Source organism: Flagellimonas lutimaris (genome assembly GCF_051494225.1).
In the GTDB taxonomy this organism is placed as follows: Bacteria; Bacteroidota; Bacteroidia; order Flavobacteriales; family Flavobacteriaceae; genus Flagellimonas; species Flagellimonas lutimaris_A.
In genome coordinates, this window is record NZ_JBNPYE010000012.1 from 1 (window position 1) to 21,114 (window position 21,114).

The 21,114-nt window shown below is 39.8% G+C and carries 23 protein-coding genes; 14 read left to right on the forward strand and 9 right to left on the reverse strand.

What is annotated here, in order from left to right; all coding sequences use genetic code 11:
• Positions 1–34: 34 nt before the first annotated feature.
• Entirely contained in the window at positions 35–1,081 is a 1,047-nt protein-coding gene (locus ACQQ5U_RS17330) for a response regulator (RefSeq protein WP_437399463.1), read from the forward strand.
• Here the strand turns inward: ACQQ5U_RS17330 and ACQQ5U_RS17335 are convergent.
• Complete coding sequence (locus ACQQ5U_RS17335; RefSeq protein ID WP_437399465.1) at positions 1,073–1,831, reverse strand: LytR/AlgR family response regulator transcription factor; 759 nt, start codon at positions 1,829–1,831, stop codon at positions 1,073–1,075. The two genes, ACQQ5U_RS17330 and ACQQ5U_RS17335, sit on opposite strands and share 9 nt — an antisense overlap.
• 86 nt (positions 1,832–1,917) lie before the next feature.
• Here ACQQ5U_RS17335 and ACQQ5U_RS17340 point away from each other — a divergent pair, with 86 nt between their 5' ends.
• From ACQQ5U_RS17340 to ACQQ5U_RS17365, 6 genes are all read left to right on the forward strand, one after another.
• Positions 1,918–2,559 carry a peroxiredoxin gene (locus tag ACQQ5U_RS17340; RefSeq protein ID WP_437399466.1) on the forward strand — a complete coding sequence of 214 codons (642 nt, stop codon included), beginning with the start codon at positions 1,918–1,920 and terminating at the stop codon, positions 2,557–2,559.
• A gap of 390 nt (positions 2,560–2,949) precedes the next feature.
• Positions 2,950–3,687 (forward strand): cysteine hydrolase, encoded by a 738-nt coding sequence (locus ACQQ5U_RS17345; protein ID WP_437399468.1) that lies wholly within the window; start codon positions 2,950–2,952, stop codon positions 3,685–3,687.
• Between the two features lie 174 nt (positions 3,688–3,861).
• Entirely contained in the window at positions 3,862–4,194 is a 333-nt protein-coding gene (locus ACQQ5U_RS17350) for an N-acetyltransferase (protein ID WP_437399470.1), read from the forward strand.
• Positions 4,195–4,243: 49 nt separating this feature from the next.
• Complete coding sequence (locus tag ACQQ5U_RS17355; protein ID WP_437399472.1) at positions 4,244–4,807, forward strand: RNA polymerase sigma factor; 564 nt, start codon at positions 4,244–4,246, stop codon at positions 4,805–4,807.
• 128 nt (positions 4,808–4,935) lie between these two features.
• The gene (locus ACQQ5U_RS17360) at positions 4,936–5,349 is read left to right on the forward strand and encodes a DUF1348 family protein (RefSeq protein WP_437399595.1); all 414 of its coding nucleotides are present in this window, start codon (positions 4,936–4,938) and stop codon (positions 5,347–5,349) included.
• Between the two features lie 150 nt (positions 5,350–5,499).
• Positions 5,500–5,997: a YHS domain-containing (seleno)protein gene (locus ACQQ5U_RS17365; protein WP_437399473.1), complete on the forward strand. Its 498-nt coding sequence runs from the start codon at positions 5,500–5,502 to the stop codon at positions 5,995–5,997.
• A gap of 386 nt (positions 5,998–6,383) precedes the next feature.
• Here ACQQ5U_RS17365 and ACQQ5U_RS17370 read toward each other — a convergent pair whose 3' ends face one another.
• From ACQQ5U_RS17370 to ACQQ5U_RS17380, 3 genes are all read right to left on the reverse strand, one after another.
• On the reverse strand, positions 6,384–6,806 hold the full coding sequence (locus tag ACQQ5U_RS17370; protein WP_437399475.1) for a redoxin domain-containing protein: 423 nt from the start codon (positions 6,804–6,806) through the stop codon (positions 6,384–6,386).
• A gap of 85 nt (positions 6,807–6,891) precedes the next feature.
• Positions 6,892–7,881: a type I glyceraldehyde-3-phosphate dehydrogenase gene (gene gap / locus ACQQ5U_RS17375; protein WP_437399477.1), complete on the reverse strand. Its 990-nt coding sequence runs from the start codon at positions 7,879–7,881 to the stop codon at positions 6,892–6,894.
• Positions 7,878–8,489: a pyridoxamine 5'-phosphate oxidase family protein gene (locus ACQQ5U_RS17380; RefSeq protein WP_437399479.1), complete on the reverse strand. Its 612-nt coding sequence runs from the start codon at positions 8,487–8,489 to the stop codon at positions 7,878–7,880. Before ACQQ5U_RS17380 ends, gap begins: the two co-directional genes overlap by 4 nt.
• 197 nt (positions 8,490–8,686) lie before the next feature.
• On the opposite strand from ACQQ5U_RS17380, the gene ACQQ5U_RS17385 reads away from it, so the two are divergent.
• From ACQQ5U_RS17385 to ACQQ5U_RS17405, 5 genes are all read left to right on the forward strand, one after another.
• Positions 8,687–9,385, forward strand: coding sequence for a TIGR04282 family arsenosugar biosynthesis glycosyltransferase (locus ACQQ5U_RS17385; RefSeq protein WP_437399481.1), 699 nt, complete (start codon positions 8,687–8,689; stop codon positions 9,383–9,385).
• An 80-nt stretch (positions 9,386–9,465) separates the two neighbouring features.
• Positions 9,466–12,717 carry a SusC/RagA family TonB-linked outer membrane protein gene (locus ACQQ5U_RS17390; protein WP_437399483.1) on the forward strand — a complete coding sequence of 1,084 codons (3,252 nt, stop codon included), beginning with the start codon at positions 9,466–9,468 and terminating at the stop codon, positions 12,715–12,717.
• Between the two features lie 9 nt (positions 12,718–12,726).
• Positions 12,727–14,169 carry a SusD/RagB family nutrient-binding outer membrane lipoprotein gene (locus ACQQ5U_RS17395; RefSeq protein ID WP_437399485.1) on the forward strand — a complete coding sequence of 481 codons (1,443 nt, stop codon included), beginning with the start codon at positions 12,727–12,729 and terminating at the stop codon, positions 14,167–14,169.
• A 20-nt stretch (positions 14,170–14,189) separates the two neighbouring features.
• Entirely contained in the window at positions 14,190–15,290 is a 1,101-nt protein-coding gene (locus ACQQ5U_RS17400; protein ID WP_437399487.1) for a nucleoside hydrolase, read from the forward strand.
• Positions 15,291–15,313: 23 nt separating this feature from the next.
• Positions 15,314–16,297 carry a phosphotransferase gene (locus ACQQ5U_RS17405; protein ID WP_437399489.1) on the forward strand — a complete coding sequence of 328 codons (984 nt, stop codon included), beginning with the start codon at positions 15,314–15,316 and terminating at the stop codon, positions 16,295–16,297.
• Between the two features lie 70 nt (positions 16,298–16,367).
• Here ACQQ5U_RS17405 and ACQQ5U_RS17410 read toward each other — a convergent pair whose 3' ends face one another.
• The 5 genes from ACQQ5U_RS17410 to ACQQ5U_RS17430 all read right to left on the reverse strand — a co-directional run bounded on the left by ACQQ5U_RS17410 (position 16,368) and on the right by ACQQ5U_RS17430 (position 20,040).
• The gene (locus ACQQ5U_RS17410; protein ID WP_437399491.1) at positions 16,368–16,754 is read right to left on the reverse strand and encodes a hypothetical protein; all 387 of its coding nucleotides are present in this window, start codon (positions 16,752–16,754) and stop codon (positions 16,368–16,370) included.
• 1 nt (position 16,755) lies between these two features.
• Positions 16,756–17,529 carry an alpha/beta hydrolase family protein gene (locus ACQQ5U_RS17415; RefSeq protein ID WP_437399493.1) on the reverse strand — a complete coding sequence of 258 codons (774 nt, stop codon included), beginning with the start codon at positions 17,527–17,529 and terminating at the stop codon, positions 16,756–16,758.
• Between the two features lie 259 nt (positions 17,530–17,788).
• On the reverse strand, positions 17,789–18,502 hold the full coding sequence (locus ACQQ5U_RS17420) for a TIGR04283 family arsenosugar biosynthesis glycosyltransferase (RefSeq protein WP_437399495.1): 714 nt from the start codon (positions 18,500–18,502) through the stop codon (positions 17,789–17,791).
• A gap of 234 nt (positions 18,503–18,736) precedes the next feature.
• Positions 18,737–19,132: a RidA family protein gene (locus ACQQ5U_RS17425; RefSeq protein ID WP_437399497.1), complete on the reverse strand. Its 396-nt coding sequence runs from the start codon at positions 19,130–19,132 to the stop codon at positions 18,737–18,739.
• Positions 19,133–19,284: 152 nt separating this feature from the next.
• On the reverse strand, positions 19,285–20,040 hold the full coding sequence (locus tag ACQQ5U_RS17430) for a DUF547 domain-containing protein (protein ID WP_437399498.1): 756 nt from the start codon (positions 20,038–20,040) through the stop codon (positions 19,285–19,287).
• 288 nt (positions 20,041–20,328) lie between these two features.
• Here ACQQ5U_RS17430 and ACQQ5U_RS17435 point away from each other — a divergent pair, with 288 nt between their 5' ends.
• Positions 20,329–20,535 (forward strand): hypothetical protein, encoded by a 207-nt coding sequence (locus ACQQ5U_RS17435; protein WP_437399499.1) that lies wholly within the window; start codon positions 20,329–20,331, stop codon positions 20,533–20,535.
• Between the two features lie 255 nt (positions 20,536–20,790).
• Positions 20,791–20,934 carry a hypothetical protein gene (locus ACQQ5U_RS17440; protein ID WP_437399500.1) on the forward strand — a complete coding sequence of 48 codons (144 nt, stop codon included), beginning with the start codon at positions 20,791–20,793 and terminating at the stop codon, positions 20,932–20,934.
• Positions 20,935–21,114 lie beyond the last annotated feature (180 nt).

Genomic DNA, 21,114 nt, shown 5'->3' on the forward strand with positions numbered 1-21,114 from the left:
GTGGCTTTGCAAGAATTTTTAACGGACACATTGAATGTATAAAGACACTTCTATCCTCGTCGTAGATGACAATCGACAGGTCCTGGAACTGGTCAACCATGTTTTGGCCCAAGTTGGTTATCATATTTCATTTATTCCGAAGGGGCAATTTCTGTTCCGACGATTGTCAAGTCAAAAATTTGATTTAGTCCTATTGGACATCAACCTTCCAGGAATAAGTGGCTTTGAATTGCTCAAACAAATAAAGTCCGACCCTACCTATAAAACACTTCCAGTGATTATAATTAGTGCAGAGGAAGAGGATGAAACACTGGCAAAATGTTTTGATCTTGGTGCAAGCGATTATATAAAAAAACCGATACATCATGAAATCTTAAAGGCCAGGGTCCAGTCTGTGATATCCGCTTCTCGATTTCACCAAAATGAAATACATCAGCAAAAACAAGAAGCTCTAAGAGCTCGGATGAAAATGTTGTCTTCACAAATGAATCCTCATTTTATTTTCAATTCCCTTTCATCCATACAGGAATTTGTTTTGGCAAACGAAACAGAAAAAGTGTTGAATTACCTTTCTGAATTTGCAGGCCTCATGAGACAGAATTTAGAGAATTCAATGCTTCCCCACATTACCCTATCCAAAGAGCTCCAGTTTTTGGATACCTATTTAAAGCTTGAAAGAACACGTTTTAACAATGTGTTCGACTATGAAGTTGACGTCAATATAGATACTCCCGAAAATATAATGATTCCGCCGATGCTCATGCAGCCATATTTGGAAAACGCCATTATTCACGGGCTTCGAAAGTCCACTAGGCCAGGTCGACTTGTTTTAAAGGTATGGGAAACAGAGAAATCCATCTATTGTTCCATAAAGGACAATGGTATTGGAAGGGCACTTGCATCGGCTATTTCTGAGAGTCACCACCATTCTATCGCTATGTCAAATATTGAGGCACGACTTGAGTTATTGAACATGGAGTTCGGCGTGGATGTGTTCAGTGTTGCCATTGAGGATTTGGAGGAAGAAAATGAGCCTGCTGGCACACAGGTAACTCTTTGCTTTCCCAACGATTTACACTAACTTTTTCAATAGTGCTTCTTTTTTTCTGACAGATACATCCACATGCGACCCGTCCTTAAGTACTAGATATCCACCTTTGCCCTTGACATATTTTTCAACATGATTAAGATTCACCATATGTGATTTGTGTACCCGGAAAAAATTGAAGGATTCCAATAAGGGTTCAAAATCGCCCAAAGGTTTTGATACCATTATCATTTTGCCGTTATCAAGGTAAAAATTGGAATATACATGATTTGCTTCCACGCGGAGCAAACGGTTTGCTTCCACAAAATCGATGCCTTCCGAAGACCTCAACGCAATTTTGGTATAATTTCGATCTTGTAATTTGGTGTTCTCCCGTAAAACTTGATATTCTTCTTCTCTTGAGGGTGCTTGCTTTGCCAATATCTTCTCCGCACGTGCTACGGCATTTTTAAGTTCTTGAATGTTGATGGGTTTTAACAGATAATCCAAAGCAGCATATTTAATGGCATTGATTGCATAAAGGTCATGTGCTGTAGTAAAAATCACTTCAAAAGCAGGTTCCTCAAAATGATCAAAGAGTGTAAACCCATTGCCTTCGGGCATTTCAATATCTAAAAAAACCAGTTCTGGTTGCTCGGATTGAATCAGGGCAACAGCTTCATCTACGGAGAAGGCATCCCCAACAAGCTGAATGTTGGGGCAAAATGTCTCAAGCATTTTTCCAAGAATATCGTGATGTCGCTGTTCGTCATCCACAATTATCGAACGGATCTGGCGGGTCATGATGGGCAATGTTAGAATTAACCCTTTAAATATAGAGTAATTTGAATAATTATTTCTATTTTGTATTCATAATCAAGTATTTGCAAATGACTTTAGGGATTGGCAGTTTGGCTCCCGATTTTAAGGCCGCTACAACAGAGGGTAAGATCAGATTTCATGATTGGCTTGGAGACGCATGGGGGTTACTTTTTTCCCACCCAGAGGATTACACTCCAGTTTGTACTACCGAATTGGGCATGGTCGCACAATTGGAAAAGGAGTTTGTAAAGCGGAACATAAAAGCCATTGCGTTGAGCATAGATAGTTTGGAGTCCCACATGGATTGGAAATCAGATATCGAAAAATCCATGAATGTTACCGTACGCTTCCCGATTATCGCGGATGAGACAGGTGAGATAGCTCAACAATACGGTATGATCCAAAAGGGAGCTTCCGACAAAAAAACGGTTCGTTCGGTATTTATAATCGATCCTAATAAATACATACAACTGCATCTTACCTATCCCATGTCCATAGGACGTAATTTTGATGAAATATTAAGGGCAATAGATGCACTTCAAATGCATGCAGATCATCAAGTTCTCACACCGGCAAACTGGAAACCAAAAGACGATATTATTGTAGATCCAAAGATGCCACAAGATGAAGCTCAAGCTCGTTTTCCAGATCGAAAGGTGCAAGGTGCGCCATATCTTCAATTTTCAAGTGACCCAACCAAGAAAAAATAGAACGGATTAATTGGTCTTTACAATTATTTTTGGTTACAAAGGTCAATAGTAAAATCCCCAACATAATTGCCAATCGGTATTCAACAATTTAAACGGTATACCTATTTAGTATATCCTGCTACCCTCGACACCGATATTTTTTCAATCACATTTAACCGGGTTATTTGAATAAATCTTTCGAAATAACTCTTATCAAGTTTTCTGCACTACCCATGAATTGTTTTTAGTTGATCAAATCGATTTAAGGATAATCTACAATCTATCTATTTGGTCATGACAGAAAACCGCAAAATGAAAACATTTTGGCAAATTTCAGATAAAATGAGTCCATGCTTATTGTGAGTTTTACAATGTTATTACGCAGTAAATCAACATTTAAACAAAGGCAACATGGAAACTATGAGTTCTACCGAAAAAGCGAATCAAGGTAAAAAAGAGGCACAACTCCCCATATCCGGTTTTGAAATAGATCGACACACAGCAATTGTAATCGTAGATCCCCAAAATGACTTTTTGAGTCCAGAAGGAGTGGCTTGGGGAGCAGTGGGGCAGAGCGTTATGGAAAACAATACTGTGGATAATATAGAATCCTTATTTCGTCTTGGGGCTGAGAATGGTATTCATGTCTTTATTTCACCACACTACTATTACAAACATGATCACGGGTGGCAGTTTGAGGGAACCTTGGAGAAATTGATGCACAACATAAATATGTTCGATAGGGGGGATCAACTGAATGTTGATGGTTTTGAAGGATCAGGTGCCGATTGGCTTCCTGCCTATAAACCCTATATCATGGATGAGGAAAAAATAACCATTTGTGGCCCACATAAGGTGTTTGGCCCGCAGAACAATGATTTAGTACTCCAGCTTAGGAAGCAAAAAATTGATAAAGTCATCCTCGGTGGTATGTCCGGTAATCTATGCGTGGAGTCACACATGAGGGAGCTGTTGGAATGCGGCTTTGAGATTGCCGTGATAGGAGATGCAACAGCATCGGCCAAACTGCCCAATCTTGACGGGGATCAGGCGGCGCAAACAAATTATGTAATGATGGCAAGTGTGGTCTACACTACAAGCCAACTGGAAGAAGTGCTGGAATCGCAAAAGATTCTTGCGGAAGAATAGTGGGCTGCCATTCGAATTGAAAAGGACATATAAGCTTTAAGATAAGTTCTGGTTAGTGTTTGTTTAGTTGAAATGGATAGGAGGTACGCCTCGTGTCTCCTATTCTTAACCAATTGATTTTAAGTTGAATATCAATTTTATATTTTCTATTACGAGTTAAATACCAACAATATTATGTTTTACGAAACCAATATAAATCGATTGCCATTGGTCTTTAAAAGCAATGAGGGCAAAAACTATTTCCAATTCCATATCAATGGTCAATTGGCCTCCCTCGAGTACGATATGGTTAAAGACCACTGTATAAACCTAAAGCGTCTGGAGATAAGCAAATACCTTAACAGGATAGAGGTTGGAAATGCGCTGATAGAGCGAGTGATGGAATATTCCATTCGAGGGGAGTTTAAAATAATCCCAGCTAACCCGCAAATAATAAAGTTTCTTAAAAAACGACCTGAGTACCAAAAATTGATTGCCTCGGAAATTGAAGCGATTAAAAGGTCATAAAGTCTAATATATACATCAAAAATTCATAATTAAACCAATAACTGATACTATGAAAACTACAATAAAAAATAAAGTTCAACTCCATCCCGAATTATGGTCCAATCGCTACAAGAGCTATCTTTTTTCAATGGCTATAAAAAAACTTCCCGAAGATGTGGTGGAAGATGTGTTGCAAGAGACCTATTTGGCCGCTTTGCGTTCGGCACCCCGATTTCGGGGTGATTCCACCGAACGTTCTTGGCTTACCTCGATTTTGAACCATAAAATCATGGATTATTATCGCAAGGCCTATTCTCGACAAGGTAAGGTGATGCACAATGCACTGCGCGTCTCCGATTATCCAACTTGGCATGATTGGGAAAACCTAAACAACAAACCTGATAATGCCGAAATAACAGAATATCAGAATGCAGATGAACTATACAAGGTATTTAACTCTGGTCTTGAACTTTTAGGTCATAGAGAAAAGCAGGTGTTGCGCCTAAAAATTAAGGGATATAGTACCGAAGCTATCTGTGACACGCTGGAAATTAACGAAGTGAATACCTGGGTAGCATTGAGCCGGGCACGCAAAAAGATAAAACACTATTTGAATGATCATTGGTTGAATTAAACAATGATGTGTGATGCAAAACTTTTGGTTCAATCTACAACTGGTTCTCTGCCGCTGTGGTATAGCGTGCTTAACCCTATACTATAAATATAAGTATCCTAAACAAAAGGAACATAAATCTTAACATGATGACTGAAAAAAAAACACCGTTGCCTCCTTTTACCGAGGAGACCGCAAAAGAGAAAATACAACTTGCCGAGGATGCTTGGAACAGCCAAGATCCACAAAAAATTTCCATGGCATATTCCTTGAATAGTGAATGGCGCAATCGTTCCACTTTTATCAATGGACGTGAAGAAATCCAAAAGTTCCTCAAAAACAAATGGGAAAACGAACTGGATTATAAACTTAAAAAAGAATATTGGGCCCACACTGATAACAGAATTGCCGTTAGGTTCGAGTATGAGTATCGCAATAGATCGGGGCAGTGGTATAGAGCCTATGGTAACGAGAATTGGGAATTTAACGAACACGGGCTTATGCAAAAAAGATACGCTAGTATCAATGATTATCCAATTAAAGAACACGAACGCTATTTATAAACTCAGCAATATGTGAAACAGAATTCCCTTATCTGCAATTTGATTTTCAATGAAGAGCTATTTTCAGATAGTACCACAAACTTACCACAGTTTGCCTCTTACGGAGTTTTTAATTTGCCCGAAGAATAAAAAACATTAAAACTATTTAATATGAAAGCATCGATTTCAATCAAAGTTCGAAAATGTCTATTAGGTTCCATCTGTGTTCTGTTATTTGGGATGTGTACAATGCAGGCACAGTCACATAGTTACAGTACGGACGATAGTATGATTGCCCTGGAGGGGTATAGTGCCGTGTCCTATGTTGATAAAGGAAAAGCTGAACAGGGAAAAAAGGCTTACAAAGCAAGTTATGATGGGCTGACCTACTATTTTGTAAATCAAAAACAGTTAAAACTGTTCCAAAACAATCCCAAGAAGTACCAACCGCGATATGGTGGCTGGTGTGCCTTTGCTGTTTCCTTGGGAGGTAAATATCGTCCGAATCCCGAAAGTTTCCGGATTGTTGATGGAAAACTTTATCTGTTTACAGTAAACCCCGAGGGTGATTTTGTTAAAGTATGGGAAAAAGAGGGCAAGAGCAAACATATTGCCCAGGCCAACAAGAATTGGCAAACTATGAAGAAGTTTAAAACCTTTACCCCTTAATGGTTCTCATTTTAGTTTGATTTACTAAGAAAACCGCTATACCGACATTCCATACTCCTCTACCACAAGTCGGCAATAGCGGTTTTTATATATAATTCCTAATATTCCTTATAAGTCAAAAAGACCAATGGCATTACTCGTAGCCTTTTTAAGTAGTTAAGATCAGGGGATACCGATAAGGTGTATTCAGTAGCATGGAAAAATGAAAATGCAACGAGGGAATATTGACACCTGCATAAGATAAACTCTTGAAAGTATTTACTCGTCAACCCGGACGGCATAAATCAAGAAACCTTGTATTTACTTCCATTTAATACTACAGACGATACTTGGATATTGAACCTTGGCAACCTCGTTGTTGCCCAACAGTGCATCCAATGCATTTGTTAGTTCTCTTCTGGAAAGTACTCCACATCGTTGCTACTAGCGGCAATAAACTGCATGCCCTTGGCTTGATACTCATAGGCTACTTCCACTAATTTATGGTTAATATGGTGAACAAAAGGACAGTGGTTGCATATAAAAGCAACCACAGTAGCTACGTTTGACTTCAATTGCGATAGGGATAATGGTTTTTGTGATATGGTATCAAATAGTGTGAAATCGGGAGCTTTGGCCCCTAATTCCATCATGTTGGATTGTGCTAATGCCGTGATAGTTGTGATTTTTATAAATGGAAAACCTGTGGAACCCAGTTGGGTGTGCACAGGTTTGTCCTCTCTTGTTATCTGGTCTGCATGCAGCACCATTCCGGCAGGGTTGCCGCCCTTTTTGTTTTGCGAAAAGACATTGAGGATTTGAAACCTCATCGTTTTTTACTGTCCATTTTAATCTATCTATGGTCCGGGCATCGTCTCTAATCTACAGAACGAGTAAAAAACCTTGATGTTTAGGTTATAAGTCTCGGATAAGACGAATCATTTGATGTGTAAATCCCCATTCATTATCATACCAGGCCATTACTTTTAATAGGTCGCCGTCGACAACCCTGGTCATATTAAGGTCTGCAATGGATGCATAGGGACTTCCGACAATATCTGAAGAAACCAACTGTTCTCGGGTCGTGGACAACACTTCGCGATATCGCTCTGTGGAAGCTTCGGCTTCCAGAATTTCGTTTACTACTTCCGGGGTTACGTTGCGCTTTGTTACAAAGGTCATATCGGATATGGAACCTACTTTTGCAGGAACACGTATGGCAACGCCATCGAATTTATCCACAAATTCCGGTAATGCTTTTGTGGTGGCTATTGCGGCGCCGGTACTGGTAGGAACTAAATTGTCTGCTGCAGCTCTTCCCATCCTGTAGTTTTTTGGAGAGGCTCCATCCATCAAACTCTGGGATGCCGTATAAGCATGAACGGTGGTCATGATTGCTTTGTGGATTCCAACCCTACGACTGAGGATTTCAACGATGGGGCTAATGTTGTTCGTAGTACAACTGGCACATGAGAAAATCGAGGTTTCACCTAACGAAGAACTCACACCATGAACCACTGTTGGAACGTCTTGACTTTTGGTCGGAGCGGAAATTACGACTGTCTTTGCCCCGGCATTCAAATGTTTGGCGGCATCTTCACTTTGGGTAAATATGCCTGTACTTTCAATGACGACGTCAACATCTAGATCTTTCCACGGGAGATCTTCAGGATTCCTTTCAGTAAAATATGGAATCTTTATACCATCCACCAGCAAGGCATCCCCTGAAACCGAAACTTCGCGCTTATATGGTCCGTAGGTACTATCATACCTGAGTAGATATGCTAAATTTTCCAAAGGTAAAATGTCATTAATGGCCACAAGGGACAATTCTTTGGATTCAAGGATTACTTTTAGAGAGGCACGACCGATTCGTCCCATCCCATTGATTGCTATTCTTTTCATTTTAATTTGTTTAATTCGTTTTCCAATTCTTTTATACGTTCTTTTAAGGGTATTACCATTTGGTCAATTTCATCGGAAGTGTATCGTTGGACGATATGCTGAGGGCAATTAACATCAACAGCCTTGATTTTGAATATGATGGCACGCTCTACATTGGCGGAGTAGCCATTCACTGCCAAGGATTCCATCAGTGCTTTATCCTTGAATTCTACATGGGCCTCGCCCCATATCTTTACCCGGGTCCTTGAAGGGTAATCCATCAAGAAAATAAATGACCTTGGGTTTTCGGAAAGGTTGCCAACACTTATATATTGTTGGTTTCCTGAAAAATCGGCAAAGGCCAATGTTTTCGGGTCCATGACCTTTAAAAAACCAGGTGCACCTCCTCGATGCTGGATATATGGTTGTCCTTGTTGATTTGAGGTGCCCATATAAAATGAGTCTCGTTTTTCAACAAAATCAATTATGGGAGGAGAAAGCTCCTCTTGCCAGCCCCTTTTACTTTCCATTTGGGCATAAGCCTTTCTTGAACCATATTGTTCTTGTAGTGCTTTAATGGTAGGAGTGAAGGCAATGTCAGAAGTGAAAATGTCTTTCTGTTTTTTCATTTTTGGTGTATTACGGGTAATATTTTTCACTGTATATCCTTAGTATTGATTTTGAGGAATTCCTGACATAATAGTTTCTTAATTTGAACCAATCCCCTTATTTATCCACGTAAGTATTGGAAATTCCTATCGACCTATAGACTGTTCTATTGTAAATACGGGATAGTTCGCATATAGGAAGCTAAGTAATAACCATCATGAAATTGGATCAACATAATACAGCCTTGCTTGTATTTTCTCTTTCGGCTGAAAGGGAAATATCAAGGAAATCCATTTTTGATAGGGGCAATAGGAAAGCACATGTTGCTTTTTTCAATGTGTTGATCGAGCAAACGAGAAAGTTGGCTTCCGAAAGTGGAATCGATATTTTTTGGATAGATGAACACGAACAAACGGGCAATGATTTTTCAACCCGTTTTACAAATGCCTTTCAAAAGCTTTTCGATGCAGGGTATGATAATGTGGTTTCCATCGGGAACGATAGCCCGGATTTAACCATTCAACTATTACAAGAGGCCATTCATAAGTTGGGTTCGAAAAAAATGGTAATAGGTCCTTCCAACGATGGAGGTATTTACCTTTTTGGCCTTAACAAAGAATTTTTTGATAAAAGGGAGTTACAGGGACTTCCATGGCAGACTTCATTCTTGTTCAACGGTCTGCAAGACTATATCAATGCTCAAAAAATAGATGCTGAAATTTTACAAGAGCTTAAAGATATAGACACTTTGGAGGATATGGTCGATTATGCCGTGTCAAATCCCACAACAATATTGAGTAAATTTTTCATGGCCATTAAAGCAACCATGAAAAGTGTTTGGGACACTGCCAATGATCTTGCCCCATCTTTATTAAAACCATTATATGTGGGCCTCAGGGCGCCACCTGTAATGTAATTACTTAAGTTGTAAACATACATAGCAGTTGCTGAAAGCTACTACAAAACTGCATCATCAATTAATTTAACCTAAAATATATGAAATCAATACTGATTGCAGTATTGCAATTATTTGTGTTGACCTCGTTCGCACAAGAAAACACGTACAGTTCCAGGGTATTGGATAACAACCAATTACCTATTCCATATGCTGCGGTATATGAAGAAGGCACTCAAAATTATACGACTACCGACGAAAATGGATATTTTGAGTTGGTGATACCTTCCAAAAGGTTTACTCTTCAAATTTCCTCTATAGGATTCAAAACCCTAACGGTTCAAGTTGAAGATGGACGGTTGCCCATGACATTGGCAATGACGGCCTCTCAAGAACAATTGGATGAAGTGGTGGTCACCGCGCTGGGCATAGAAAAAGATAAAAGGGCCTTAGTCTCAGCGGTATCTACCGTAAGTTCGGACAAATTGGTGACGGTTCCACAGACCAATATCGTAAATAGTTTGGCAGGCCAGGTCGCTGGGGTTCAGATTACCAACGGTTCCAGTGGTGTGGGATCATCCTCCCGAATTATTATTCGAGGTGAGAATTCCCTGAGCGGAAGCAACCAACCACTTTTCGTGGTGGACGGTGTTCCTATTAGCAACGAGCAGATTACAAGTGACTTGGTTAATAATGGGGCTTTACAAGAAGTGGATTTTGGCAATGGCAGTTCCGAGTTCAGTCCGGATGATATTGCATCCATTTCCATCTTAAAAGGAGCTGGGTCGGCCGCTCTTTATGGAGCAAGGGCTGCAAACGGGGTGGTCCTGATCACTACTAAACGGGGCAATAGGGCCAAAGGCTTTGGCGTGAGCATCAATAGTAATTTTACAATTGAGACCTTGCTTACCTTACCGGATTATCAAAATGTATATGGATTGGGATCCAATGGAGCTTATGCCTTTCAAGATGGTACAGGGGCAGGAATTGGTGATGGAGGTATCAGTAGTTATGGTCCGAGATTGGACGCAGGGTTGTTGATTCCTCAGTTTGACAGTCCCTCTGTAGATATCAACGGTAATCCCGTTCGTGCGGGTGATGTCCTTTCACGTAGGTTGCCCGATGGATCTTTTACTCCCATTACACCGACACCTTGGGTGGCCAGACCGGATAATGTGCGCAATTTTTTTGAAACTGGAATAACCTATCAAGATAATATTGCCATTAGTAGTACAAACGAAAAAGGTAGTACCCGGGTGTCCTACAGTAATTTGCGCAATGAGGGGATTATACCGAATACCGATCTTAAAAGGGATGGAATTGCATTGAGTTTGGACCAGATTTTAACCGACAAACTCCAGGTCAATACTTTTGTCAATTATATCAATACAAGAAGTGGTAATAGACCTAACTTGGGGTATGGCTATGAGAATGTGCTCTATGGTTTTAATTGGACTGGAAGACAGACCAATATTGAATCCCTTAGAGATTACTGGCAGGCAGGTCAGACCGGTAGACAGCATTTTGACATCAATTACCTATGGTTGACCAACCCCTATCTGACCCTTTTTGAAAACACCAATAGTTTTGATAAAAATCGGGTTTTGGGCAATGTATCCGCAACCTATGATTTTTCCGACCATCTTTCGCTGAAGGTACGAGCTGGCTTGGATACCTATAATGAAAACAGGGAGTTTCGTCGGGCGGTAAGTACCAATGCAAACCCATTTGGGTCTTTTCGAAAGGATAATGTTCGTTTTAGGGAGTTGAACACGGATTTTTTGTTTACCTATAAGAACAATTTCAATGAGGATTGGCACTATACCCTTACTGCAGGCGCCAATCGCCTAGATCAAAAAATCAATTATTCCTTTGCAGAAGCATCACAATTGGCCATTCCTGAAATTTATACCTTGGCGAATTCAAGGGCTCCTTTATTGGGAAACAGCGAAAACCTTAACAAAAGAATCAACAGTATCTATGGTACGGCCAATTTTGCGTATCAGAACGAACTATATGTCGACTTCACCTATCGAAATGATTGGAGCAGTACCTTGCCAAGTGGAAGTAACTCGTTTGGCTACTATTCGGCCGGCCTTAGTTTTATTGCTTCCAATGCCCTAGAGCTTCCAGAAGAACTTTCTTATTTAAAATTTAGGTTGAGTGCTGCCTCGGTGGGCAATGATACCGATCCGTTTCAAAACACCCAAACGTTTCAGCTCAATGGAAATTACGGTCCCAACTTTAGAGTGACCAATGAAACTGTACTAAAGAATACCAATTTAAAACCGGAGCGTCTGGATGCCTATGAGTTGGGACTTGAAGCTTGGTTCTTGAATGGAAGGATACAGTTTGAGGGATCTGCATACCAAAATGTGAGCAAGGACCAGATTATTTCCAGACCTATTTCCAATGCCACAGGCTTTAATAGTTTTAACGAAAATGGGGGAAAGATAAGAACACGAGGGCTCGAATTGATGCTAAGTGCCTCACCGATTAAGACTACCGATTTTACTTGGAACACCTCCGTAAACTTTAGCACCTTTAGAAGTGTGGTTACAGAACTACCGGCAGGTGTGGACCAGTTTGTAACCGCAACGGCCAACGTTTTTAGTGGAAGCGGTGGTTCCAATACCGTCTTCTATATTGCACGAGAAGGTGGTCGGGTAGGGGATATGTACGGTACCGGTTTTGTACAGATCGATGGCCAAGACCTTTATGATGCCAATGGGTTGCCCGTGCAAGATGCCAATTTGCGCAAATTGGGAAATTACAACCCGGATTTCACCTTGGGTTTCAATAACAGTTTTTCGTATAAAAACTTTGACTTTACCATTTTGTTCGACTGGCGCCAGGGAGGTACGATCGTATCGCGTACCAAAGCCTTGGGAAGTACGTCCGGAGTTTTAAAGGAAACCTTGCTGGGACGTGAAGGAGGTTCGGAAAACACACAATTTGTGGATGGTAATGGTGTTGTGGGAAATGGTGTGGTCAATGTGGGTACTCCCGGCAATCCACAATATGTTCCCAATACTACCGCAGTGGCCGCCAGTAGGTTCAACAACGCATTTTACGATCGGGGCAATGAAGCCAGTGCCCTATACGATGCTTCCTATGTTAAACTGAGACAACTTAGTGTCTACTATACTTTCCCCCAACGAATAGCCAAATCATTGGGAATGGAAAACCTGAAGGTTGGACTGATAGGAAGCAATCTATTGTTGTTTACCGAGAACCCGCATTTTGATCCAGAATTGAATGCCCTGCAAGAACGCAATATTGTATATGGCGTTGAGGATTTTTCCTATCCATCAACCAGAAGTTTTGGTGTAAGCCTTAAGACCAATTTTTAAGAATAACCTATGAAAAATATATCTCTGATTTTAATCTTTTTCGGCTTGTTAGTTGTGAGTTGTACAAGAGACTTCGATTCCATAAACGACAATCCGAACGAACCACAAGAAGTAAGCCCGGAATTTTTATTGACCAACGTTATAGCGGCCGAAAGTAATGAACACACCTATAATCAAGGTCTGAGGCTCAATAATTATTTGGCACAGTTTAATGCAGATGTCGAGTTTGAGCGGATAGATAGGTATGAACTGGGAAGCAATAGTGGATATTGGAACTTGATCTACAGTTTATTGGCTGATTTGGAATCCATGGAAACTTTGCCCGGATATAATGAAGCCTATGATGGAGTGGCAGAAATCCTACGTAGCTATCTTTTTTCACAACTCACCGATATGTGGGGCGATGTTCCCTATTCTGAAGCTATTGGGTTTGCAGATTTTAATTTTACACCTATATATGACACTCAAGAAAGTATATACACCGACCCGGAAAATGGAATTATTGCCCGGTTGGATGCCGCGGTAGCAAAACTTCAGAATACCACTGAAAGTATTCGTGGAGATATTATGTTCGGCAATGATTTGACCAAATGGATTCGATTTGCGAATTCGCTCCAAGTACGTTACTATCTCCGGATAAGCAAAAAGATCAGCGATTTTAGTGACCTGCAGCAGCTAGCAGATGAGGATATGCTCATGCAATCGAACGCGGATAATGCAGTTGTACCCTATTTAAGTTCAGCACCCAACCAATTCCCGCTGTTCAGTGCCTCGACAGGGATATACCAAGGTCTTAAAATGAGTGGGACAGTGGAACAGACATTAAAGAATTGGGACGATCCTAGGATCGCGGTCTTTTTCAATCCCACACAGGAAAGCTTACTGGCCGGCACTCCAGAATTTAAAGGAATGCCCAATGGACTAAGCACCCAGACCATAAGTGAAATGGGTATCGTACTCAATGATGTTTCCAATATGTCGGATAGGTTCCGGGCAGTTCCCGATGGAGTGGATGCACAGCTCATGTTATATTCAGAGGTGCAATTTGCCCTAGCAGAAGCTGTGGAAAGGGGATATATAACGGGAAATGCCCAAACCTATTATGAAAATGGTATAAAAGCACATTTTGATTATTATAGTACAGAGGTCCCGGGAGATTATTTTTCAAGGGAAGTTATTGCCCTCAACGGGGGAATGAACGAAAATCTCGAAAAAATCCTTACCCAAAAATGGCTAAGCTTATTTATGGTAGGGCATGAGGCTTGGTTCAATATACGACGTACCGGTATTCCCGCACTAATACCGGGACTTGACAACTTTAACGATAATCAATATCCCTCTCGTTACCTGTATCCAGAGTCGGAACAAGCTGCCAACAAAGAAAATTATGATCAAGCCGTTTCACGCATTGGCGGGGATAATATCAATGTGAAGAGTTGGTGGGAAATGTAAACTTGTTTAAAAGATCACAAATGAAAATTTATAAAAAAGTAGCTGTACTATTCTTGATGTTAACTTTGTTGGCAACATTCCCATTGGAAGCCAAGACCTCTTGGAAATCATACGGGACTACTCCAGACCCTACGACTATAACAGGAGCTGGAAAAGACTTCACTGAGGCCGAAACAGAACCAACGCATCCAATAGCTCCAAAAAAGAAAGTATGGGTCGATACCGATCTTGCGGTAGGGATGAAGCGTTACCATAGAGAAGGGTATAGCGATGTCGATGATGGTTATGCAGTGCTGCAATTGTTCAAGGCGGATAACATCGATATTATCGGTATCAGTGCCGTTTTTGGTAATACCAGAATTGATGACGCTTATAGGCTCTGCAAAGAAATGGTACGTGAATTTTCGCCTTATCCCATTCCCGTGTACAAAGGTGCAGGGGAAAGGATAGATTTGGGGCAGGTTGAAACCAACGATGCAGTTGAAGCCATGGCAGAAGCCCTGAGAAAGGAGCCAATGACTATTTTGGCCATTGGCCCTGCCACCAATGTAGGCCTACTCTTGCTTCGTTACCCAGAATTAGTATCGAGGATTCAAGAGGTTGTACTGGTCGCGGGTCGAAGAACCCCAACATCCTATTTTGAAATTGGTAACCCGGTATACCATGCTCCCGATTTGAATTTTGACTTGGACAACGATGGCTTCCGTATCCTTTTTCAGCGAGGGGTAAAAGTGGTTCTTTGCCCATTTGAAATTTCGAATAAAGTATGGCTAACGGCCAAAGATTTGGATCAGCTGAAAAACGGAACTCCCGGAAATGATTGGTTGTCGGAAAAATCCAGACCATGGTTGCAACAATGGGAGGATGGCGGAGATATCGGTTTTAACCCATTCGATGTATTGGCCAGTCATTATCTAATAGCACCAGAGGATATTGTTATGGAACCACTTGTAGCAAGATTGGAAATCCATAAGAACGATATGCAATTGAAAGATGAACAACAAAATTTCAAACAATACCTTTTGTGTGATAAGAGTGAGGGATTTCCTATACTTTACTGTTATGACGTTGTACCTGATTATCACGAAAGATTGATAAAAAGTTTTCTTAAGGATAATTAAAAAGGTAAATACCTTATAGTGCTATGGAAACAATAACAACAGATATAAATACCCTTGGAGACTATCTGTGCGGCCAAGGTTGGTTAAAAAAAGAAGAAAGGGTATTGGCGGTGGAGACCCCGGGAGCAGGGAATATGAACTTTACGCTGCGTGTGCGGACCAATCAAGGAAGCTTTATTATAAAACAAAGTAGGGCATATGTGGAGAAGTATCCACAAGTACCAGCTCCAGTAGATAGATCTTTAAGAGAAGCCGAATTTTACACTCTCATAGATCAGTATGATATTCTAAAAGCACAGATGCCCAAACTTAGGGGAGTAGATAAAGAGAATTATGTATTGAACCTTGAAGATTTGGGGGATGGGATTGATTACTCTTTCCTGTATCAAAAAGAACGTTATTTAAAAGAAAGTGAGTTGGAAGAAATAATGGCTTTTGCCGTCAACTTACATAGTAACATTCATCTTGGTACAACGGATATAAAAATTCCCAATCGCGAAATGCGTAGGCTCAACCACGAACACATATTTGTTTTTCCTTACCTCCAGGAAAATGGATTGAATTTGGATGATATAATACCAGGATTGAGAGAAGTAGGCAATATATTTAAGCAAGACAAGGTACTTATCAATATTGTACAACAATTGGGTGAACGCTATTTAATCGATGGAAAAACATTATTGCATGGAGATTATTTTCCAGGAAGTTGGCTAAATACAAGTGGCGGTATTAAGATCATTGACCCAGAATTCTGCTTTTTTGGTGAGCCCGAATTTGAAATTGGTGTAACCTTGGCACACCTAAAACTGGCAGCACAACCCCAGACGATTATTGACAAAGCTCTTAAATTCTATATGGATAGGGCACCACTACAAAAGGAACTTTGTTTTCAGTTCATGGCGACTGAGGTTCTGAGACGAATATTGGGACTGGCCCAACTACCACTGTCTTTGAATGTGGAGGAGCGCCATACCCTTTTGCAAGAAGCAAAAGAAATTTTGGTCTGATTCTAATGAGGTTGAGGTCTTTCAATGGATGTCGATAGGCTCTTCAATAAGTTAAAAACATGTGGGGATCTTATGAGGTTTCCACATGTTTGTCAAGTTGGGATTTTAAGGTCTCGATAAGGTCTTTTAGGGAGGTCAATTGATCCAACTCTTGCGCGGTCATTAATACTTGGATGGTTCCTTTTTTATTCTTGAACAAAATGACGGGGAGATTTGCAAGGTAAATGGCTTCGATTGCAATGGCTTCGTCCTTGTGCAAGAAAGTTTTATTGTACGGAAGCGTTTTCAAGAATAGGGCCCATTGTTTATTGATACCAATATTTCCATAGGTGAGCTGGCACAACGAACAGGGGTAGGTCGAGGGGGATAGCATTTTATGCGCAAAATCGCTTAAGGCGCTAAAAATATTGAATTTGGCATTGTAAATAAATATAATTTCCTGATCAAAGGTTTTCATGTTACCGGGTTTCATTTTGGGTTAGATACCTATGTGACCAAGCAGCAATTATTTGGCCTGCGTAGAGCGAATCCTCTTTTTTAGAGAGCAAATGATCTGCACCGTCCAATGACACAAAACTTTTTGGATGCCGACCAGACTGGTATATTTGAGCTGCATTTTCAATGGGTACTGTTGTATCCTGTGGGGAATGCATGACCAATAAAGGTTTTTTCATCTTTTGAATGGATTGGGCCATATTTTTATCCTGGATATCCTCCAAAAACTGCTTTTTGACCCTGAATTCCCGACCTCCTATGTTAACCAAGGCTTCCCCTTCTTTTAATATCTGATGAATACCATCTTTTAAAAGGTGGGTGACATGTTCCGGACTGGCAGGTGCCCCTATAGTCACCACGGCCTTGACAAAAGAAAGGCGTGCCGCAGCAAAGATCACGGCGGCTCCCCCTAGGGAATGACCGATTAAAATGGAAGGGTGCTCATAATGTTCTTTCATATAGGCAGCCGTATCCTCAAGGTCCTCTACATTTGAGGAGAAATTGGTGTTTTCAAAATCTCCTTCGCTTTCACCTAAACCTGTAAAGTCGAAGCGAAGTACGGCAATACCGTTTTTGGTTAAAGCTCTGCTAATATTTCGAACAGCGGTTAGGTTTTTGTTACAGGTAAAGCAATGGGCAAAAAGGGCATATCCTATTGGGGACATTTTTGGTAATTCCAATTTTGCTGCCAATTCGTGGCCTTGCCTGTTCTTAAATGTAATTTTTTCCAGTTTCATCAATGATATGGTCGGTTGTATTGGTTATTCCTTCCAAAAAGATATTGCGAGGAGCATTGGAATTATGAAATCATTATACCATATGATCAACTGATTTGACATGGAATACAATGCTAAAAAAATATTCCTTAGGGTCACATTCCAGTCAAAGTTGGAAAATAGATGTTCCTCCTAGCTTTTATCAACAGTAGAGCGTAAAAAATTGTGGCATTTATTCCAACTTGAATCCTATAAATGATACTGATGCAAATGTGCACCATTAATTACGGTTTAACAGTTTTAAATCTTCAATGCTTTTTTTGTAATAGGAGTTTAATTCTTCGGCCCCTGCACCGGACCATCTTTTTATGTAAATTCTTAAATGTAACCATTGTAGCCTCCAAACACCTATTTTTTCGTAGTGTCTGGCTGAGGTAGTAATTGGTTCCCTGATTATTTTAAATTTGGTAGATCGATAGAGTCTTTTTATCAATTCATTGTCCTCATAGACCTCATAATTTTCATCAAATCCATTCAGTGTGAAAAAAAGTTCGCGGTCCACAAAAAGGGATTGGTCACCGCCCCTACAAGACTTGTGATTGATCGCCGTTACCCATCCCATAAGTTTTAACCACCAGTGATTACTGTCAAATCGCAGCATAAAGCAACCGGCTTTGATCCTTTCATTCACGAGCAAGACTTCGTAGATTGCCCGGTCGAAATATTTTGGAGGAAAACTATCCGCATGTAAAAAATAAAGAATATTTCTCTTGGCAACTTTTGCTCCTGCATTCATTTGTTTGGCCCTTCCTTTCTCAGTGTTGATATATTGGATATTGGAATAACCAATCAATTGTGCTTTGATGTCATCGGTGCTCCCACCATCCACAACTATGATTTCCCCTATATAGCCGAATGTGTTGTCATGTAGGTATTCAATCAACTTACGGATACCTTTGGATTCGTTATAAACCGGTATAATTATGCTAATCATTATGAGATATTACTTCACGTACCATTAAAATTCCAATTATATTCTAAATAATGCACCTCGGCGTTGGGAAAATATTGATGTAGGTATATATATTTATATAATTTTGGATATCACCGTTCAAAAAATCATTCTTCTACCATTTGAAGATTTTTGAAAGTTTTAAATGGTTTTGGCTTATTTGGTTCCTTTCGGAGTAGATAAATTCGTGGGCCGCCCAATCCAATTTTTACTTGATTAGGCTAAATCTTTTACTGCTGTTCCCGTTATTTTGATTTTACCACCAAATGGCAAAGCTTGAGCCTGATATATAGTTCTTGCAGGTCTTTTGTCCTCGGGAAATAACTCCATATACAATTTATTTATTACCGGTAAATCATTTAGATTGTCAAAAGCAATGTCGATGAAGACAATATCTTGCTTTTCGAATTCAGCATTTTTTAGCGCAGAAAAAAAATTGGCGAATGCTAGATTGCCTTCCTCCAATATTGTGCCCTGAACATATTTCCCTTCAATATTTACCGATAATTGACCACTTACAAAGCACATGTTGTTTACTACGACGGCGTGACTAATAGGGTTGGACCAATTAGGAAGTCCTTCACCTCTCGTTATATATTTCTTACTATTCATTTTTTAAATTTAGATTGCTTTTTTTAGCCCTAGGGTCAAGTGTAAAAACAGTTGCCAAATGGATTGCAAAATAGGTGGTCGATTAACTTGCGGATACCCTTAAATTCGTTAAAAAACTGGGATAACAATGTTTGTCATAAGGAAAAATTACTTCACATACCATTAAGATTCCAATCATATTCCAAATAATCCACCTTGGCGTTTTGAGAAATATTGATGTTGGTATATGTATTTATATAATTTTGGATATCACCGTTCAAAAAATCATTCTTGTACCATTTGAAGATTTTTGAAAGTTTTAAATGGTTTTGGCTTATTTGGTTCCTTTCGGAGTTAATAAATTCGTGAGCCGCACGATCCAATTGTTGGTCCAATGTTTTTGGAAGATAGACCTTGTTCAATAATTTCGGACACGATGCCGAAGCACAGTTGATGGCAAAATGGATTCTTGGTTCTTCCATTTTTCGGAGTATTTTGTGCTCTAAATCACCAAGAGAAATCTTGCTGCCATCCAAAGGGATTAATTTCTGGTCCCAAGGTTTATTTATTTTTTTGATGCTCTTGATTGGGTAATTATCTAAAATGAGAAGCACAGTATAGGCATTGTAAAGGTTGATGTAATAGGATAACTTTTCATTTTTGTCCCAATGCTGATTTGGTTGATTTTCTTCTAGAATGTTCAAATATCCTTCCAATACTTGTTTGTCCTTTAGGAACCCACTGTAGTCTACATGGCCGGAATCGTCCACATATTTGTCCAACAAGAATTGCCATAGGGTATGGTCCGGGTATTTATCCTCTACATGCGAGTTTAATTCGCCTGTTTGGGAAAAATTCTGCTCTATCGGTAGGGATTGACTAAATACAAGTGGTGTAAAAATTAGAACGGATAGTACAAGATACTTCATGGATAAATCTATTGATAATTGACTATTATGGTCGGGTAAAATCGTTTGTCCTGACAATTTGGATAGGATTGATCCATTTTAGGGGGGATTACGTTTTTTTGACTTTGGAAATTGCCGAATGCACTTTTCTCTGAACAAGAGGCTGTTAATGGTAATCAATTTACGGATGTTAACAACATAAAACATTGCAATTTACTATTACAGTAAAATCAAAACTTATAAAACTTTTTAGCAAGGTGCCCAACGATAGCCAACAAGATACCACGTGGGGGATGATATTGCGATGGTATGAAAGTAACATTGACCCACGATGGGAGAGCAGAATTCGCAGTGGCCATCGAGAATGTTTCGGGGGCTGGAAATAACCAACCGTCACGTCAAAACGCTGCAAATACGGGTGTTGATGAAAATGGAACTGTAGCAATGGAAGAAAGCGCCAACGCTCATGTACCATCAATAGCTGAAATGATTAGGGTTACTATTACGACTAATTAAAAAGTTGTTGATTGTTTTTAGGTTGTTGGAAAGGCCATTTTTTTTAATGGAAATGGCCTTTTTTTGGATGTATTTGAAAATGAAAACCGCCAAAGCTGTTAAATTGTACCATCTTGTATTTTATTCTAGTAAATTGTTGTTCAATGACTTAATGGTGGTTTAGCTTTATTCGTTTTTCCTTGGGGAAGGTGGTAAACCGTATTCTTTTTTTTATATTCTTGACGCCTTATTCATTAACCGTTTAACATTATTAAAATGAAAAACACATTACTGGTTCTTTTAATTCTTATAGCCATTGCTATGATTTTCATCTCTTTTAAAGGGGGCATTCCTGCCCCAGGTCTTACCGGTGTGGGCTTTATTGTCATTGCAGCCTTGTTGTACCGAAATAAGGAATAATGAGAACCCAGAACTAAGGAGAAGTACCATTTCACTGCTCAAATTTCCAGTGGATGACATAGTATTGTGTCCTATGAATCTAAAAGAAGTTGACGACCCTATGGTTTGGTGAGAGATACTTTTGATGAAGAGAAAATTGAAAGCATACCAAAAAAAATCGCATTGAAGGACAATTTCATC

Excerpts from the sequence above, each read along its gene's own strand:
- ACQQ5U_RS17390 (WP_437399483.1), top strand. The coding sequence starts at position 9,466 with ATGAAATCAATACTGATTGCAGTATTGCAATTATTTGTGTTGACCTCG.
- ACQQ5U_RS17410 (WP_437399491.1), bottom strand. The coding sequence starts at position 16,754 with ATGAAAACCTTTGATCAGGAAATTATATTTATTTACAATGCCAAATTC.
- ACQQ5U_RS17405 (WP_437399489.1), top strand. The coding sequence starts at position 15,314 with ATGGAAACAATAACAACAGATATAAATACCCTTGGAGACTATCTGTGC.
- ACQQ5U_RS17440 (WP_437399500.1), top strand. The coding sequence starts at position 20,791 with ATGAAAAACACATTACTGGTTCTTTTAATTCTTATAGCCATTGCTATG.
- ACQQ5U_RS17425 (WP_437399497.1), bottom strand. The coding sequence starts at position 19,132 with ATGAATAGTAAGAAATATATAACGAGAGGTGAAGGACTTCCTAATTGG.
- ACQQ5U_RS17360 (WP_437399595.1), top strand. The coding sequence starts at position 4,936 with ATGACTGAAAAAAAAACACCGTTGCCTCCTTTTACCGAGGAGACCGCA.
- ACQQ5U_RS17330 (WP_437399463.1), top strand. The coding sequence starts at position 35 with ATGTATAAAGACACTTCTATCCTCGTCGTAGATGACAATCGACAGGTC.
- ACQQ5U_RS17435 (WP_437399499.1), top strand. The coding sequence starts at position 20,329 with ATGAAAGTAACATTGACCCACGATGGGAGAGCAGAATTCGCAGTGGCC.
- ACQQ5U_RS17335 (WP_437399465.1), bottom strand. The coding sequence starts at position 1,831 with ATGACCCGCCAGATCCGTTCGATAATTGTGGATGACGAACAGCGACAT.
- ACQQ5U_RS17415 (WP_437399493.1), bottom strand. The coding sequence starts at position 17,529 with ATGAAACTGGAAAAAATTACATTTAAGAACAGGCAAGGCCACGAATTG.
- ACQQ5U_RS17395 (WP_437399485.1), top strand. The coding sequence starts at position 12,727 with ATGAAAAATATATCTCTGATTTTAATCTTTTTCGGCTTGTTAGTTGTG.
- ACQQ5U_RS17400 (WP_437399487.1), top strand. The coding sequence starts at position 14,190 with ATGAAAATTTATAAAAAAGTAGCTGTACTATTCTTGATGTTAACTTTG.
- ACQQ5U_RS17430 (WP_437399498.1), bottom strand. The coding sequence starts at position 20,040 with ATGAAGTATCTTGTACTATCCGTTCTAATTTTTACACCACTTGTATTT.
- ACQQ5U_RS17380 (WP_437399479.1), bottom strand. The coding sequence starts at position 8,489 with ATGAAAAAACAGAAAGACATTTTCACTTCTGACATTGCCTTCACTCCT.
- ACQQ5U_RS17370 (WP_437399475.1), bottom strand. The coding sequence starts at position 6,806 with ATGAGGTTTCAAATCCTCAATGTCTTTTCGCAAAACAAAAAGGGCGGC.
- ACQQ5U_RS17420 (WP_437399495.1), bottom strand. The coding sequence starts at position 18,502 with ATGATTAGCATAATTATACCGGTTTATAACGAATCCAAAGGTATCCGT.
- ACQQ5U_RS17365 (WP_437399473.1), top strand. The coding sequence starts at position 5,500 with ATGAAAGCATCGATTTCAATCAAAGTTCGAAAATGTCTATTAGGTTCC.
- ACQQ5U_RS17355 (WP_437399472.1), top strand. The coding sequence starts at position 4,244 with ATGAAAACTACAATAAAAAATAAAGTTCAACTCCATCCCGAATTATGG.
- ACQQ5U_RS17345 (WP_437399468.1), top strand. The coding sequence starts at position 2,950 with ATGGAAACTATGAGTTCTACCGAAAAAGCGAATCAAGGTAAAAAAGAG.
- ACQQ5U_RS17350 (WP_437399470.1), top strand. The coding sequence starts at position 3,862 with ATGTTTTACGAAACCAATATAAATCGATTGCCATTGGTCTTTAAAAGC.
- ACQQ5U_RS17340 (WP_437399466.1), top strand. The coding sequence starts at position 1,918 with ATGACTTTAGGGATTGGCAGTTTGGCTCCCGATTTTAAGGCCGCTACA.
- gap (WP_437399477.1), bottom strand. The coding sequence starts at position 7,881 with ATGAAAAGAATAGCAATCAATGGGATGGGACGAATCGGTCGTGCCTCT.
- ACQQ5U_RS17385 (WP_437399481.1), top strand. The coding sequence starts at position 8,687 with ATGAAATTGGATCAACATAATACAGCCTTGCTTGTATTTTCTCTTTCG.